Below are 15,238 nucleotides of genomic sequence, written 5' to 3'. Positions count from 1 at the left end.
TACTGGACATGACCTTTCTTACATAGGCCAAGGAGGACTCTACGTACATGTACAAAATCATGATTTTTCTTCACATCGTCGGAGCCGTCGGAATGGGAATTTATGCGATTCTGCCGTTCGTCGCGTCGCGCTTCAAGCAATTGTCGACGCCGGCTCAAGAGGGGCTGGCCAGCGGCCTGCTGACGGCGGGCCGGATCGGGCAGTTCGCCCTCGTCCTGCAGCTGCTCACCGGCGGCTACCTTATCTCGCAGAACGACTACACGGTAGCCTGGATGATCGTCATTATCGTTCTCTTCGTCGCGATGGGCGCGTTCTCCGGCATTCTGCAAGGGCCGCTGAAGCGCATCAAGACCGCGGCCGCGAGCAGCCAGGACGCTTCCGCCGCCGTATCCCGCGTTCAGACGCTCAGCGCCCTGACGCTTATCGTCTTCCTCGTCGTCCTCTGGCTGATGAAGAACCCTTGGTTCGAATAAGCCGATGACGGAGGCGTTTCGCAGCCGAACGAAGTCCCGCCGATCCGACAGGATGGCGGGATTTTTTTTCATCCCCGTTCCCGCCGGAACTAGACCGGATATGGTATGATAGTTGGAATCATAACCTCTATCGGAGGAGCATCGGACGTTGTACGATATCGTCTATTCGTTCGCCAAGGGATTCCTGCTTAGCCTCGCCTTATGCCTCGACATGGGAGTCGTCAACATCGCGATTATGAAAACCGGTCTGGACCGCGGCTTCGCCGCGTCGTTCCGGATCGGGTTCGGCTCCTGCTTCGGGGACGCCTTCTACCTGCTGCTGGCTCTGCTCGGCTGGACGGCGATCTTCAAGCTGGCCGCGGTGGAATGGATTCTCTGGATCGGAGGAACGCTCGTCCTGCTCTGGCTGACGAAGAACATGATCCGCGACACGATCCGGCCGAAGAAGCTCGATCCCGACTCGCCCCAGACGGGCGCGATCGGAGGAGAGGGAAGGCCGGCCTGGAAGGACGTCGCCGTCGGCCTCGGCCTCGCCGTCTCTTCCCCGACGCTGATTCTGTCGTTCGCCGTCATCGCGGGACCGGTCGTGGCCGACATCGACATTCGCGACGCCGGCGTGATGACTTCGTTCGTCATCGGCTTCTTCGCCGCGGGACTGCTCTGGTCGCTTGTCATCGCGTGGCTGGGCAGCCGGGCGAGCCGGCTCGGCCAAGGGACGCTTCGGGCGCTATCCCTGGCGTCGGCCGCGCTCTTCCTGGCGTTCGCGGTCAGCCTGTTCGTGAACGGGCTGCGTTCGCTCGTTCTCGGCCACGAATAGGACGCGACTCCGCGTTCGTTCGCTCGCCTCAGCCCCCCCCCAAAAAAAAGGGCCGGATCACATAGATCCGGCCCTTTCGGCTCGTAGGGGGTGGTTGTTGCCCAGTATGGTTTCGCACCAAACAGGAACCAACCGTGTCTACTTCCTTTTCTCGATGAACGTCAGCAGCGCGATCATAAACATCCCGAATGCGAAGAGAACTGAGAGAGTCTGAAAGAGATCCACGAACAGCCTCCTCCTTCCCGAGAAGCTGCCCACCCTCCTGCGAGTCTTACTTTAAATGATAGACCTATTCTGGTTAAAAATGGAAGATCATTCCGAACTATTTATTCCTCATATTTCGATGTTCAAAGGCCTGGGCCGCCGGTCTCCTCCGACAGCTCGTCGATCGTCTTCCCGAAGCTCGGGGCGAGCCGGTCCAGGAACCAATCGACCTCCGGCATGTCGAATCCGCGCAGTCGGTCCTCCATCTGCCGGCGGGCGGTCGCGAATTCGCGGTTGCCCGCGGACATCTCGCTTACGCACTTCAGGTACGCGTCCAGCACGTCGGCCGCCTTCACGAGCTTCGCGAGCTCGGGCGAATCGGCCTCCCGGGACAGCAGGGGCCGGTACACGTCCCGCAGCTCGTCCGGCACGGTCGACAGCAGCCGCTCGGCGGCCAGCGTCTCGATCTGGCGGAAGTTGCCGAGCAGCTCCGGGTTGTGATGCTTGACCGGGGTCGGAATGTCTCCGGTGAACACTTCGGTCGCGTCGTGGAACAGGGCGTAGGCCGCGGCCTTGTCGGGATCGACTTCGCGCCCGAACACGTTCCGGGCGATGCTGGCGAGCAGATGGGCGAGCAGGGCGGAGTGGTACGAGTGCTCGGCGACGTTCTCGCCGGTCGTCTTGCGCATGAGGCTCCAGCGCTCGATATATTGCAGGCGGTACAAATAAGCCAGAAAATGATGCGACATGATAGACTCCTTTTCTCCCGGCGCGTCTCTCTGTGCTATTATATAACTATTGAAGCAACGCGAACAGAGAGGAGATTCTACCCTACCATGTCTACCTTTGAAGAGAGTGTCTACAAGCTTATCGTCGAGACGTCCACGAACCTGCCCGCCGACGTGCGCCGCACGATCGCCGCGGCCCGGGAAGCGGAAGACAGCGCCACGCGCGCCGGCCTGTCGCTCTCCACGATCGCGCAGAACATAGAGATGGCCGAGTGCAACGTGTCCCCGATCTGCCAGGACACGGGGATGCCGACGTTCGTCGTGCACACGCCGGTCGGAGCGAACCAGATCGTCATGAAGAAGGAGATCCGCCAAGCCGTCGCCCGGGCGACGAAGGACGGCAAGCTGCGCACGAACTCCGTCGACTCGCTCACGGGCGCGAACACGGGCGACAATCTGGGGCCGGGCACGCCGGTCATCCACTTCGAGCAGTGGGAGCGGGACGACGTCGACGTCCGTCTCATCCTGAAGGGCGGCGGCTGCGAGAACAAGAACATCCAGTACAGCCTGCCGTGCGAGCTGGAAGGGCTGGGCAAGGCCGGCCGCGACCTCGACGGCATCCGCAAGTGCATTCTGCACGCCGTTTACCAGGCGCAAGGCCAAGGCTGCAGCGCGGGCTTCATCGGCGTCGGCATCGGCGGCGACCGGACGACGGGCTACGAGCTGGCGAAGCAGCAGCTGTTCCGCCATATCGAGGACGTGAACCCGATTGAAGATCTGGCGAAGCTGGAAGACTACATCCTGGAGACCGCGAACCAGCTCGGCATCGGCACGATGGGCTTCGGCGGCAACGTCACGCTGCTCGGGTGCAAGATCGGCGTCATGAACCGGCTGCCGGCGAGCTTCTTCGTCTCCGTCGCCTATAACTGCTGGGCGTACCGCCGCCAAGGCGTCCTCCTCGACGGCAGCACGCACGAGATCAAGGAATGGATCTACGAGACCGGCTCGAATGTGAAAATGAACGAGGATGCCAAGCCGGCGGCTGCAGCCGCCGCCGTGCCGGCAGGCGAACGCCGCGAAGTCGTGCTGACCGCGCCGCTGACCGAAGAGCAGGTTCGTTCGCTCAAGGTCGGCGACGTCGTCATCCTGAACGGCGAGATGCATACGGGCCGCGACGCCCTGCACAAGTACTTGATGGACCACGACTCTCCGATCGATCTGAACGGCGGCGTCATCTACCATTGCGGCCCCGTCATGCTGAAGGATGACGAAGGCTGGCACGTGAAGGCGGCCGGGCCGACGACGAGCGCGCGCGAGGAGCCGTACCAGGGCGACATCATGAAGAAGTTCGGCATCCGCGCCGTCATCGGCAAGGGCGGCATGGGGCCGAAGACGCTCGCGGCGCTCAAGGAGCACGGAGGCGTCTATCTGAACGCGGTAGGCGGCGCGGCGCAGTATTATGCCGAATGCATCAAGAAGGTGAACGGCGTCGACTTCATGGAATTCGGCATCCCGGAAGCGATGTGGCATCTGCAGGTCGAAGGCTTCGCCGCCATCGTCACGATGGACTCGCACGGGAACAGCCTGCACGCCGACGTCGACCGCGATTCGAAGGAGAAGCTGGCCCGCTTCAAGGAGCCGGTATTCGCATAATATAACGCAGACCGACTGCGGGGAGTACGTCGATGCATAAATTCCGCTTCAAGCTGACCGCGCTGTTCCTGCTGCTCATCGGTCTGACCGTCCTCGCGGCGGGCATTCTGATGAGCTTCTCCTACAAGGAGAACCATCAGAACGCCTTGAAGGACCATATGGTGGCGGAGATCCGGGTGCTGATCGCCGCCGCTCCTTGGCCGGCGGGCCAGCCGGAGTCCGAGCAAGCCGCCTATCTTCAGTCGCAGGCGCAGAGATTCAAAGATTTGGCCGACATGCGAATCACGTACATTCGGCCCGACGGCCTCGTGCTCGGCGACTCCGACCACGACCCGGCGACGATGGACAACCACTCGGACCGCAAGGAAGTGAAGGAAGCGCTCGAGAGCGGGCTCGGCAGCAGCATCCGCAACAGTCCGACGCTCGGCCAGAACATGCTGTACGTAGCCATGGCTGTGAAGGACGGCGACAAGACCGTCGGCATCGTGCGGCTGGCCGTCAGCCTGAAGGACGTCGAGCGCAGCCTCGGGAACATGTGGATCGCCCTCGTGTCCGGCCTGCTCATCCTGTTCGTCATCGCCGCGGCCGTCAGCTACCGGATCGCGCGGAGCGTGACGCGCCCGCTCGAGCGAATGACGTCGGCCGCGAAGCGGATGGCGAACATGGACTACGAGATCCGGGTGCCGGACGCCGGCCGCGACGAAGTGAGCGAGCTGGCGCGGGCTCTGAACGCGATGGCGGCCAGCCTGCAGGATCAGGTCGACGAGATCCGCCAGAACGAGATCCGGCTGCAGTCGGTGCTCGACAACATGACGAGCGGCGTCGTGATGATCGGCCCGGACGGGCGGGTCAAGCTCTACAACCGCAGCGCGGAGCAGCTTCTCGGAAGCACGACCCGGGAGAGGGTCGGACGAAGCTATTCCGAGGCGAAGCAGCAGTACGAGCTGCTGCAGCTCATTCGCGAGGCGCTGCAGAACCACGAGCCGCTGCATGAAGAACTGACGGTCTACTACCCGGAAGAGCGGCTGCTTGAAGTGAACATCGTCCCGATGAGCATGGGCGAGGAGAGCGGCGATCCCGGCTTGCTGCTCGTTCTGCAGGACGTGACCGCCATCCGGAGGCTGGAGCGGATGCGCAGCGAATTCGTCGCCAACGTCTCCCACGAGCTCAAGACGCCGGTCGCGGCGGTCAAGGGCTTCGCGGAGACGCTGCTGGCGGGAGCGGTGAACGATCCGGAGACGGCCCATTCGTTCCTGACGATCATCCACGACGAGAGCGAGCGGCTCAACCGTCTGATCGGAGATATCCTGGAGCTGTCCAAGATCGAATCGAGGCGCTCCCCGCTGCAATTTTCTCCCGTCGACGTCCGTGCCTTCCTGGAACGGCTCATGGAATTCATGTCGACGGAAGCGACCAAGAAGAACATCGCGCTCGACCTGCAAGCGGAGGAAGAGCTGTTCGTGGAAGCGGACGAAGACAGGCTGGGCCAGATTCTGCTCAACCTTCTCCAGAACGGGATCAACTATACGCCCGAAGGGGGAACGGTGCGCGTGAAGGCGGAGTTCGTCGAGGGGACCGATCCGGAAGGCGGGGACGACCGCGTGCGGATTACCGTCTCCGACACGGGGATCGGCATCCCGAAGAAGGATCTCCCTCGCATCTTCGAGAGGTTCTACCGGGTGGACAAAGCCCGCTCGAGAAGCTCCGGCGGCACCGGGCTGGGCCTGTCGATCGTGAAGCATCTGGCGGAGCTGCATCACGGCTCCATCCGGGTCGAGAGCACGGTCGGAGTGGGTTCCCATTTCATTCTGGAGCTTCCTTTAATCCAGGCTTAGTAATCTCGACGCCTTTTTAATCTCCGGATAACAATCGGATGACGTTACGTTTACAGTGGCATGATAAATTGGCTATGCGAGCACAACACGGCATGCTTGTGCCGGACCGGAGGTACCTATGTCGGACAAGGTGCTAATCATTGAGGACGAACCGACTATTGCGCGGCTTGTGACCTACAACCTCTCGCTGGAAGGATACGAGACGGAGGTCGTCGGCAATGGAGCGGAAGGACTGCATAATGCCATACACGAGGATTACGCGATTATTTTCCTCGATCTCATGCTTCCGGGCATGAACGGATTCGAAGTGCTGCAGAAGCTGCGGCAGAACGGGGTCAAGACGCCGGTCATCATTCTGACGGCGCGCAACGCGGAAGAAGAAGTGGTTCAAGGGCTGAAGCTCGGGGCGGACGACTACATCACGAAGCCGTTCGGAGTCGCGGAGCTGCTCGCCCGGACGTCGGCCGTTCTGCGCAGGTCGCGCAACGAGGAGACCAAAGAGACCGCCTCCGAGAGAGGCGATAAAGTGATCACCCTCGGCGATCTGCAGATTTATCCCGACAAGTATGAAGTGTGCCTGAACGGCCAGTGGATCACCCTTCGGCCGAAGGAATTCGAAGTGCTGCTGTATCTCGCCGAGCGGCCGGGAATCGTCATCACCCGGGACGACCTCATGAACGTCGTATGGGGCTTCGACTACATCGGCGGGCAGCGCACCGTGGACGTTCACGTCAGCTCGCTTCGCAAGAAGCTCGAGTTGAACCAGCAGACGGTTCAGATCGAATCGATCCGCGGAGTCGGCTACAAGCTGATGATCAGCCGCAAGAGCGCGTCGAGTCCGACGATGACCAAATGAGGCGAGAAGCCGCTCCTTATCGGGGCGGCTTCTTCTTATTCTGCGAGGCTTGCGCCACTATCCCCTCAGCTCAGTTCGGACCTCTCCGGCCATTTATCTGATTTGCAGCACGTGCCATTATCCCTTCGAATCAGGTTTGCTGGCCGGGTAGGCATATCTTCGTTTTGCATGGCTTGTGCCACTATCCCCTATGCTCAGTTTGGGCCTCTCCCGCCATTTATCCGATTAGCAGCATATGCCATTATCCCTTCGCATCAGGTTTGCCGGGTAGGCTATATCTTCGTTTTGCGCAGCTTGTACCGCTATCCTCTCTGCTCAGTTTGGAACTCTCACGCCATTTATCCAATTAGCAGCATATGCCATTAACCCTTCGAATCAGGTCCGCCGTGTAGGCAATATCTTCGTTTTGCGCAGCTTGTACCACTATCCCGTCTGCTCAGTTCGAGCCTCTTCGGCCATTTATCCGATTAGCAGCGCGTGCCATTATCCCTTCGATTCAGGTCCGCCGGGTAGGTAATATCTTCGTTTTGCGCAGCTTGTACTACTATCCCGTCTGCTCAGTTCGAGCCTCTTCGGCCATTTATCCGATTAGCAGCGCGTGCCATTTTCCCTTCGATTCAGGGAAGCCGGGTTGGCTATATCTTGGTTTTGCGCAGCTTGTACCACTATCCCCTTTGCTCAGTTCGGATCTCTCCCGCCATTTTTTCAATTAGCAGCTCGTGCCATTATCCCTTCGAATCAGGTCCGCCAGGTAGGCAATATCTTCGTTTTGCGCAGCTTGTACCACTATCCCGTCTGCTCAGTTCGAGCCTCTTCGGCCATTTATCCGATTAGCAGCGCGTGCCATTATCCCTTCGATTCAGGTCTGTCGGTAGGTTACCAATACTGAGCGAAGGGGAGAGTGGCACAAAGATACTAGGAGGACGAATGAATACGGCTGAGCCGAGGGGATAAGAGTATAAAGCGGTAAAAAGAGGGACAAGTGCCGACCTCAGCGCTCCTGAGTAAAGGGGAGAATGGCACAAGGGTACGAGGAGGACGAATGAAAGCGGCTGAGCCGAGGGGATAAGAGTATAAAGCGGTAAAAAGAGGGACAAGTGCCGACCTCAGCGCTTCTGAGCAAAGGGGAGAGTGGCACAAGGGGACGAGGAGGACGAATGAATAAGGCTGAGCCGAGGGGATAGGAGTATAAGGCGGTAAAAAGACGGACAAGTGCTATCCTCAGCGCTCCTGAGCAAAGGGGAGAGTGGCACAAGGGTACGAGAAGGACGAGGAGGACGGGGGGGCGGCTGAGCCGAGGGGATAAGAGTATAAGGCGGTAAAAAGAGGGACAAGTGCCGACCTCAGCGCTCCTGAGCGAAAGGGAGAGTGGCACAAGGGGACGAGGAGGACGGGGGGGTGCGGCTGAGCCGAGGGGATAAGGCGACTAAGGAGAAAAGAAGAAGAGCCGGAGACGGACTCCGGCTCTTGCAACACGCGCGCGGTTACAGCACCTGCTCCAGGAAGCGGGCGGCGCGTTCGGTTTGAGGCTGGGCGAAGAAGTCGGCGGGCGACGAACGCTCGAGGAGCTTGCCGCCGTCGAGGAAGTAGATCGTATCCGCGGCTTCGCGGGCGAACTTCATCTCGTGGGTGACAATCAGCATCGTCATTCCCGAGGAGCCGAGGTCGCGGATAACCGCGAGCACTTCCTTGACCATCTCGGGATCGAGCGCCGAGGTCGGCTCGTCGAACAGCATCACGTCCGGGTCCATGGCGAGGCTGCGGGCGATCGCGACGCGCTGCTTCTGGCCGCCGGACAGCTTGGACGGATAATCGTCCGCCTTATGCTTCAGTCCGACGCGTTCGAGCAGCTGCAAGCCCTTGGCGTGGGCCTCGTCGCGGGACATTCCCTTCACCCGGGTCGGGGCGAAGATAAGGTTCTCCATGACGGTCATATGAGGGAACAGGTGAAAGTGCTGGAACACCATTCCGATGCGCTGCCGGAATTGGGTGATGTTCGTCCGGCGGTCGGTCAGGTCGACGCCGTCCACGACGATGCGCCCGGAAGTGGGCGTCTCCAGCAGGTTGAGGCAGCGGAGGAACGTGGACTTGCCGGAACCGGACGGCCCGATGACGGCCACGACCTCCCCGCGATCGACGGTGGTGGAGATGTCTCGCAGCACCTCGTTCTTGCCGAAGCTCTTGGTCAAATGTTCGACGTTAATCACTGCGGCGCATCCTCCTCTCGAGCAATCGCGCCAACGAAGTCAGCACGAGTACAAGCGCGTAATAGATGGCTCCGACGACGATCAGCGGCTCGAACGCCATGAAGGTGTTCGCCTGCACGACGCTGGCGCGGCGCATAAGGTCGGCGACGCCGATGACGGACACGAGCGAAGACTCCTTCACGAGGGCGACGCATTCGTTCACCAGAGCGGGCAGAATGTTCTTGATCGCCTGCGGCATGATGATGCTGACCATCATCGTCCGATAAGGGATGCCGAGGGCGAGCGCGGCTTCCCGTTGGCCCTTGTCGACGGCCAGAATGCCCCCGCGGATCGTCTCCGACAGATAGGCCGCCGAGTTGAGGCCGAACGCGAGCCCGGCCGCCAGCAGCGCGGGAATGTTGTAGTGGAACAGCTGGGGGATCGCGTAATAGATGAGTGCGAGCTGCAAGAGCAGCGGAGTTCCCCGGAAGATCGAAGTATAGACGGTGGAAAACCAGCGCAGCGGCGCGATTTTCGAAATTTTGAACAAGGACAGGACGGACCCCCACACGAATCCGAACGCGGCGGAGACGAGGGTGAAGAGCAAGGTTACGTAGACGCCCCGGAAAATGTAGCCCATGTATTTGCCGAGCCGTTCGAAATGGAAGACGCCGCCCGAGTCTCCGCTCGAGGCTTCGGTGCCGAACCACTGGTCGACCATCTTCTGCAGCGTGCCGTCTTCCTTCATCTGCGCGAGCACGCCGTTGAATTCTTCCCTAAGCTCCGAGCCCTTCGGGAAGGCGATCGCGTAGCCTTCTCCTTCGCCGGAGGGGGGGATCATGGAGAACTTCAAATCCTCGTTGGCTCCGGCATAGCCGGCGGCAACGGCGTCTTCGACGATAACGGCGTCGATCCGGTTCGCCTTGAGAGCCTGGATGAGATCGGGAATCTTGTTAAGCCGCAGAATCGTGGCATCCTTCAGCTCATCCGTCACCTTCTCCTGGGTGGAACCGAGCTGGACGCCGACCCGCTTGCCCTTCAGCTCGTCCAACGTGCCCAGGCTCTTGTCTTTCAACGAGACGATCGTGTTCGTCGCGTTGTAATAGATATCGGAGAAGTCGACGCTCTGCTTGCGCTCCTCCGTAACCGACATAGCCGACATGACGAAGTCGACGCGCTTCGTCTGGAGGGCTGCGATCAGCCCGTCGAAGTCCGACGGAGCGAACTTCAGCTCGTAGCCGAGCTTGCCGGCGATGTACTTCGCGATGTCGACGTCGAGGCCGACGATGTCCCCGCTGCCCGCCGCGTCGACGTTCTCGTAGGGCGGATAGTCCGGGGACGTGCCCATGGTGATCGTCTTCTCGCCGGCCGCTTCGGCCGTTCCCGGGACCGGCGCGAACAGGGCGCAGGCCAGCAGGAGGAAGCAGGCGATCGGGAGCGCGAACCGCTTGAATGCTCTGACGTTCATGATGTCACTTCCACTGTCGAATTTGGACGCCGCAAAAAGCGCCTATGTTAATATACCCAAAAGAAACCAACGGCTCAAGATTGAATTTATTCCATTCCTCCTAATCGGCCTTCTCGTGTCCGATGACGGATCACGTGACCCCGGTAACTACCGCCGCGGTTCCTCGGAACGTAAAATGACTTCCATAGCGATGCGAGAGGGGGCGAGGCGCGGGAGAACGGAAGCCTGACGCGGGCTTGGGCACGGAATGCGCATTCGTCCCGGACGGCAGTTATAGAGGATAGGAAGAGGGATAGGATAAGGATGAGAAAAAGAAGACGGATGCTCGCGCGCAAGATCGTCATCGCGGCGCTGGCGGTCGTCGGCGCGCTCGGGGCGGTTCAAGGAGCCTCGGCCGCGCGGCCGGCCGGCGTCGCGAACGGAGGGCACAACGAACCTCCGACGGGCGGATGACGGAAGGGATTACCATATCAAGCCGCTATATGCAGCAAGAAGGGCCGCCCGGCTGGGCGGCCCTTCGGTCGTTCTATCGTCTTCCCCAAGCCAGCATCTTGCGCTGGAATTCCTTCGGGGAGCAGTTGTTGAAGCGCTTGAACATCTTGTAGAAATGCGCCATGTTCGGCATGCCGGTCTGGTCGCCCACCTCGCTGATGCTCAGATCCCGCGTGAGGAGGAGCTGCTCGGCCCTTTTGATTTTCCGAAAGTTGACGTATTCCGTAAAGCTCAGCCCCATCGTCTTCTTGAAAAACTTGACGAAGTAATAATAGCTCATATTCGCGAGCCGGCACGCTTCCTCCACGGTCACTCTCTCGGCGATGTTGTCCTCGACGTAATCCAGCACCGGCTTGAGCCGGATCCGCTCCACGCGGTCCTGGTCCGCGAGAAGGCCGAGCGTGTCGGCGCGGATCAGGATGAGGAGAATCCGCTTGATCAGCAGGTTGACGGCCAGCTCGTAGCCGCTCTCCTTCCGCAGGGCTTCTTCGTAGATCTCCCGGATGCAATGGGCGACCTGATTGCGGGCGTCGGGGTTGTCGCGGAAAATATAGTTCATCGCGCTAAGCGGAACCTTCGTCTCGTTGAAGTATTGAAGATACGGGATCGTGCTCTGGTCGAAAAAAGTCTGCAGGTCGAATTGAAGCACGGTATATTCGACTCTCTCCCCATAGCTGCGGTCCCGGTGAAGCTGGGAGCTCCCCAGCACGACCACGTCGCCGGGGTGAAGCGGGAACACTTCGTTGTCGACTTCGACGTCGAGCCTTCCCTTCTCGATGAGCAGCAGCTCGCATTCGGGGTGGTGGTGCCAGCCGATCGGGAAGTTGCTGTCGCGTCTGGCCTGCCATACTTTAATGGAGAGCAAGGGGTTCTCGTATTCTATCTTTTCCTTATAAACCTGCATGGTCGATAGTGGCCCCCTAACAGCAAAATAGCATAACGACGACTCATGATCGAGGATGGGATTCCGGCTTCTGCATGCTATACTTGAATTGTAGAAGGAATTCAGCATCCATGCAAGGAGGACGAGAATTGAGCACAGTCAATGTCGGCATGATCGGCTGCGGGGACATCGCCTACGGCAAGCATCTGCCCTCCCTGGCCAAAGTCCCGGAAGCCCGGCTGACGGCCTTCTTCGACGTGTCGGAGGAGAGAGCCCAGGACGCCAGGGCGAAGTACGGCACGCCGGACGCGAGAGTCTACGGCAGCGTGCAAGACCTGTTGAACGACCCCGACGTCCAAGTCGTTCATGTCTGCACGCCCAACGATACCCATGCGGAGATCTCCATCGCCGCCATGGAAGCCGGCAAGCACGTGCTGTGCGAGAAGCCGATGGCGAAGACGTCCGCGGACGCCCGCCGGATGCTCGAGGTATCGGAGCGGACGGGGCGCAAGCTGAGCATCGCGTACCAGAACCGGTTCCGCGCGGACAGCCGCTGGCTGAACGAAGCGTGCCGCCAAGGCGAGCTCGGCGAGATCTACTTGGCCAAGGCCCATGCGGTTCGCCGCCGGGCGGTCCCGACGTGGGGCGTCTTCCTCGACCTGGAGAAGCAGGGCGGCGGACCGCTGATCGATATCGGCACGCACGCGCTCGACCTGGCCCTCTGGATGATGGACAACTACGAGCCGCGCGCCGTTCTCGGCACGACCTATCGCAAGCTCGCCGAGCAAGGCAGCGCCGCCAACGCCTGGGGCAACTGGGACCCGTCCAAGTTCACGGTCGAGGATTCGGCCTTCGCCATGATCACGATGAAGAACGGCGCGACGGTATGGCTGGAGTCGAGCTGGGCTCTCAATACGCTGGACGTGGACGAGGCGAAGGTGACCCTGTGCGGGACGAAGGCGGGCGCCGACATGAAGAAGGGCCTCCGGATCAACGGCGAAGAGCACGGTCATCTGTACACGAAGGAGATCGTGCTCGGCGACCAATGGAACGCGGAGGCGCCGAACGATTCGGCGGAGCGGGAAGCGCGCGCCTGGATCGACGCGATTCTGAACGATCGCGCGCCGGTCGTCACCGCGAAGCAGGGCCTCGTCGTCCAGGAGATTCTGGAGGCGATCTACGAGTCCGCGGCGAAGGGACAAGCGGTGTCGTTCGTCTGACATTGCCCGGGAAATTTCGACAGCGAAGGGGCTGTTCGGACGGGGGAGCGAGAGGGCAACATGGCTTCCTGATGCGCGATAAATTCGAAATCGGTCCATGGGATGGATGACAGCGCTTCATTTTTGAAGTAAACTAAGTTTGTCGATTAAACAAAGGGGACGGCCAAGCCGCGGCGTTCCGCTCGTCTCGAAGACCGCCCGGTCGTCGGCCCGACGTCCCCAATATCCGTAAAGGTCAGGTGAAGGCAGTGAAACTCGGAATTTTCCTTGTCCTGTTCGGCCAGCAATCGCTGGAGCAAGCGCTCGACACCGCCAAGTCGGCGGGCATCCAGACGGTAGAGCTCGGAACGGGAGCCTATCCCGGCACCGCCCACGTGAACGCGGCGGCCATCCTTAACGACGAAGAAGCGATTCAACGCATACGCAACGCCGTCGAGTCGCGCGGTCTGACGATCAGCGCGCTCAGCTGCCACGGCAACCCGCTCCATCCGGATCAAGCCGTCGCGAAGGCGCACCACGACGACTTCGTCGCCACCGTGCAGCTCGCCGAGAAGCTCGGCATCGATACGGTCATTACGTTCTCCGGCTGCCCCGGCGAATCCCCGAACTCGAAGTACCCGTCCTGGGTCACCTGCCCGTGGCCGCCGGACTTCCTGACGGTGCTCGAATGGCAATGGAACGAGGTCGCCATTCCTTATTGGAAGGAACAATCCGAGTTCTGCCGCAAGCATGGGGTGAAGGTCGCGATCGAATCGCACCCGGGCTTCCTCGTCTACAACACGGAGACGGCTCTTCGCCTGCGCCGCGAAGCGGGGGACAACATCGGCGTCAACTTCGACCCGTCCCATCTGTTCTGGCAGGGCATGGACCCGATCGAGTGCGTGAAGGCGCTCGGCGACTCCATCTACCACGTGCACGCGAAGGATACGAAGATCGACGCGCGCAACACGGCGCTTAACGGCGTTCTCGACACGAAGCACTACGGCGACATTCTGAACCGTTCGTTCGTGTTCCGCACCGTCGGCTACGGCCACGACGACGACTTCTGGAAGCACCTGATCAGCACGCTGCGCACGATCGGCTACGACGGCGCGATCAGCATCGAGCACGAGGACGGCCTGATGAGCGTCAACGAAGGCTTCACGAAGGCCGCGAACTTCCTGAACGGACTTATTCTCAAAGAAAGCGCTGGTGAGATGTGGTGGGCGTAAACAAGAAAATCAATGTGGGCATGGTCGGATACAAGTTCATGGGCAAAGCCCACAGCCATGCCTATAAAGACGTCAACATGTTCTTCGACATGGACGCCGAAGTCGTCATGAAGGCGATCTGCGGACGCGACGAAGAGGGAGTCAAGGCCGCCGCCGACAAGTTCGGCTGGGACGGCTACGAGACCGACTGGCGCAAGCTCGTCGCCCGCGACGACATCGACTTCATCGACATCAACGCGCCGAGCGACGCGCACAAGGAGATCGCGCTGGCCGCGATCGCGGCGGGCAAGCACGTATTCTGCGAGAAGCCGCTGGCGCTGAACCTGTCCGACGCCCGCGAGATGCTCGAAGCCGCGGAGAAGGCCGGAGTGAAGCACGGCATCTGCTTCAACTACCGGTTCCTGCCGGCGGTGCAGCTGGCGAAGTCGATCATCGACAGCGGCAAGCTGGGCGAGATCCATCATTACCGCGCGACCTATCTGCAGGACTGGCTCGTCGATCCGCAGACGCCGCTCGCCTGGCGCCTGAAGAAGGAAGTCGCCGGCTCCGGCGCGCACGGAGACATCAACGCGCACAGCATCGACCTCGCCCGGTTCCTGATCGGCGAATTCGACCGGGTCGTCGGCCACAACCGCACGTTCGTGAAGGAGCGTCCGCTGCTGACCTCCTCCCAGGGCTTGGCGGGCCAGGCTTCCGCGACCGAGAAGGGCGAAGTGACCGTCGACGACGCGACGGCGTTCCTCGCGGACTTCAAGAACGGCGCGATGGGCATCTTCGTCGCCAGCCGCTTCGCGACCGGCCGCAAGAACCACAACACGTTCGAGATCCACGGCAGCAAGGGAACGATCCGCTGGGATCTGGAGCGTCTGAACGAGCTCGAAGTGTACTTCCGCGAAGACGAGCCGGAGCTGGCCGGCTTCCGCCGCGTTCTGGCGACGGAACCGCAGCATAAGTACGCGGGCAACTGGTGGCCGACGGGCCACATCATCGGCTACGAGCACGGCTTCGTGCACATCGTGTACGAATTCGTGCAGCACCTGGCGACGAATTCCCCGTTCGCCCCGACGTTCGCGGACGGCGTCCGCTGCCAGGAAGTGCTCGAAGCGGTCGACCTGTCGATCGAGAGAGGCACTTGGGTCAGCGTAGACGAAGTATAACGGCAACGAGAAGCTCCTGCGGCGTCCTCGAACGGCGCGGGAGCTTCTTTTTTGT

The 15,238-nt window shown here is 60.9% G+C and carries 14 protein-coding genes; 9 read left to right on the top strand and 5 right to left on the bottom strand.

Translation table 11 applies throughout. The features are described 5' to 3' along the window. The first annotated feature begins 47 nt into the window (after positions 1 to 47). Positions 48 to 473, top strand: coding sequence for a hypothetical protein (locus H7B90_RS07500; RefSeq protein ID WP_185135233.1), 426 nt, complete (start codon positions 48 to 50; stop codon positions 471 to 473). Between the two features lie 148 nt (positions 474 to 621). Then, positions 622 to 1,290, top strand: coding sequence for a LysE family translocator (locus tag H7B90_RS07495; protein WP_260410837.1), 669 nt, complete (start codon positions 622 to 624; stop codon positions 1,288 to 1,290). A 138-nt stretch (positions 1,291 to 1,428) separates the two neighbouring features. Here the strand turns inward: H7B90_RS07495 and H7B90_RS33685 are convergent, their stop codons facing one another. Then, positions 1,429 to 1,515: a putative holin-like toxin gene (locus H7B90_RS33685; RefSeq protein ID WP_373315878.1), complete on the bottom strand. Its 87-nt coding sequence runs from the start codon at positions 1,513 to 1,515 to the stop codon at positions 1,429 to 1,431. Positions 1,516 to 1,637: 122 nt separating this feature from the next. Continuing rightward, positions 1,638 to 2,243: a 5'-deoxynucleotidase gene (gene yfbR, locus H7B90_RS07490; RefSeq protein ID WP_185135232.1), complete on the bottom strand. Its 606-nt coding sequence runs from the start codon at positions 2,241 to 2,243 to the stop codon at positions 1,638 to 1,640. Between the two features lie 87 nt (positions 2,244 to 2,330). On the opposite strand from yfbR, the gene H7B90_RS07485 reads away from it, so the two are divergent. The 3 genes from H7B90_RS07485 to H7B90_RS07475 all read left to right on the top strand — a co-directional run bounded on the left by H7B90_RS07485 (position 2,331) and on the right by H7B90_RS07475 (position 6,566). Continuing rightward, on the top strand, positions 2,331 to 3,875 hold the full coding sequence (locus tag H7B90_RS07485; protein ID WP_185135231.1) for a fumarate hydratase: 1,545 nt from the start codon (positions 2,331 to 2,333) through the stop codon (positions 3,873 to 3,875). Between the two features lie 32 nt (positions 3,876 to 3,907). After that, positions 3,908 to 5,710 (top strand): two-component system histidine kinase PnpS, encoded by a 1,803-nt coding sequence (gene pnpS, locus H7B90_RS07480; protein WP_185135230.1) that lies wholly within the window; start codon positions 3,908 to 3,910, stop codon positions 5,708 to 5,710. 118 nt (positions 5,711 to 5,828) lie between these two features. Further along, entirely contained in the window at positions 5,829 to 6,566 is a 738-nt protein-coding gene (locus H7B90_RS07475) for a response regulator transcription factor (RefSeq protein ID WP_185135229.1), read from the top strand. Between the two features lie 1,484 nt (positions 6,567 to 8,050). Here H7B90_RS07475 and H7B90_RS07470 read toward each other — a convergent pair. Continuing rightward, positions 8,051 to 8,773, bottom strand: a complete 723-nt coding sequence (locus H7B90_RS07470; protein WP_185135228.1) for an amino acid ABC transporter ATP-binding protein — start codon at positions 8,771 to 8,773, stop codon at positions 8,051 to 8,053. Then, on the bottom strand, positions 8,766 to 10,220 hold the full coding sequence (locus H7B90_RS07465) for an ABC transporter permease subunit (protein ID WP_185135227.1): 1,455 nt from the start codon (positions 10,218 to 10,220) through the stop codon (positions 8,766 to 8,768). The genes H7B90_RS07470 and H7B90_RS07465 overlap by 8 nt, the downstream gene beginning before the upstream one ends. A gap of 303 nt (positions 10,221 to 10,523) precedes the next feature. Between H7B90_RS07465 and H7B90_RS07460 the strand changes: the two genes are divergently transcribed. Next, complete coding sequence (locus H7B90_RS07460; protein WP_185135226.1) at positions 10,524 to 10,673, top strand: hypothetical protein; 150 nt, start codon at positions 10,524 to 10,526, stop codon at positions 10,671 to 10,673. Between the two features lie 73 nt (positions 10,674 to 10,746). Here the strand turns inward: H7B90_RS07460 and H7B90_RS07455 are convergent, their stop codons facing one another. Further along, positions 10,747 to 11,616: a helix-turn-helix domain-containing protein gene (locus tag H7B90_RS07455; RefSeq protein ID WP_185135225.1), complete on the bottom strand. Its 870-nt coding sequence runs from the start codon at positions 11,614 to 11,616 to the stop codon at positions 10,747 to 10,749. Positions 11,617 to 11,744: 128 nt separating this feature from the next. Here H7B90_RS07455 and H7B90_RS07450 point away from each other — a divergent pair, with 128 nt between their 5' ends. The 3 genes from H7B90_RS07450 (at position 11,745) to H7B90_RS07440 (ending at position 15,183) form a co-directional block, all read left to right on the top strand. Continuing rightward, positions 11,745 to 12,815, top strand: a complete 1,071-nt coding sequence (locus H7B90_RS07450; protein WP_185135224.1) for a Gfo/Idh/MocA family protein — start codon at positions 11,745 to 11,747, stop codon at positions 12,813 to 12,815. A 248-nt stretch (positions 12,816 to 13,063) separates the two neighbouring features. Then, positions 13,064 to 14,026 carry a sugar phosphate isomerase/epimerase family protein gene (locus H7B90_RS07445; protein ID WP_185135223.1) on the top strand — a complete coding sequence of 321 codons (963 nt, stop codon included), beginning with the start codon at positions 13,064 to 13,066 and terminating at the stop codon, positions 14,024 to 14,026. A 20-nt stretch (positions 14,027 to 14,046) separates the two neighbouring features. Continuing rightward, on the top strand, positions 14,047 to 15,183 hold the full coding sequence (locus tag H7B90_RS07440; RefSeq protein ID WP_185135250.1) for a Gfo/Idh/MocA family protein: 1,137 nt from the start codon (positions 14,047 to 14,049) through the stop codon (positions 15,181 to 15,183). Positions 15,184 to 15,238 lie beyond the last annotated feature (55 nt).

The organism is Cohnella xylanilytica (genome assembly GCF_014212175.1).
Classification (GTDB): domain Bacteria; phylum Bacillota; class Bacilli; order Paenibacillales; family Paenibacillaceae; genus Cohnella; species Cohnella xylanilytica.
The sequence above is the reverse complement of the archived record's forward strand: the minus strand, read 5'-3'. Positions and strand labels throughout refer to the sequence as shown.

Bases quoted from the DNA above. Each gene is read 5' to 3' on its own strand.
- H7B90_RS07455 (WP_185135225.1), bottom strand. From the start codon at position 11,616: ATGCAGGTTTATAAGGAAAAGATAGAATACGAGAACCCCTTGCTCTCC.
- H7B90_RS07460 (WP_185135226.1), top strand. From the start codon at position 10,524: ATGAGAAAAAGAAGACGGATGCTCGCGCGCAAGATCGTCATCGCGGCG.
- H7B90_RS07465 (WP_185135227.1), bottom strand. From the start codon at position 10,220: ATGAACGTCAGAGCATTCAAGCGGTTCGCGCTCCCGATCGCCTGCTTC.
- H7B90_RS07440 (WP_185135250.1), top strand. From the start codon at position 14,047: ATGGTCGGATACAAGTTCATGGGCAAAGCCCACAGCCATGCCTATAAA.
- yfbR (WP_185135232.1), bottom strand. From the start codon at position 2,243: ATGTCGCATCATTTTCTGGCTTATTTGTACCGCCTGCAATATATCGAG.
- H7B90_RS07475 (WP_185135229.1), top strand. From the start codon at position 5,829: ATGTCGGACAAGGTGCTAATCATTGAGGACGAACCGACTATTGCGCGG.
- pnpS (WP_185135230.1), top strand. From the start codon at position 3,908: ATGCATAAATTCCGCTTCAAGCTGACCGCGCTGTTCCTGCTGCTCATC.
- H7B90_RS07485 (WP_185135231.1), top strand. From the start codon at position 2,331: ATGTCTACCTTTGAAGAGAGTGTCTACAAGCTTATCGTCGAGACGTCC.
- H7B90_RS07500 (WP_185135233.1), top strand. From the start codon at position 48: ATGTACAAAATCATGATTTTTCTTCACATCGTCGGAGCCGTCGGAATG.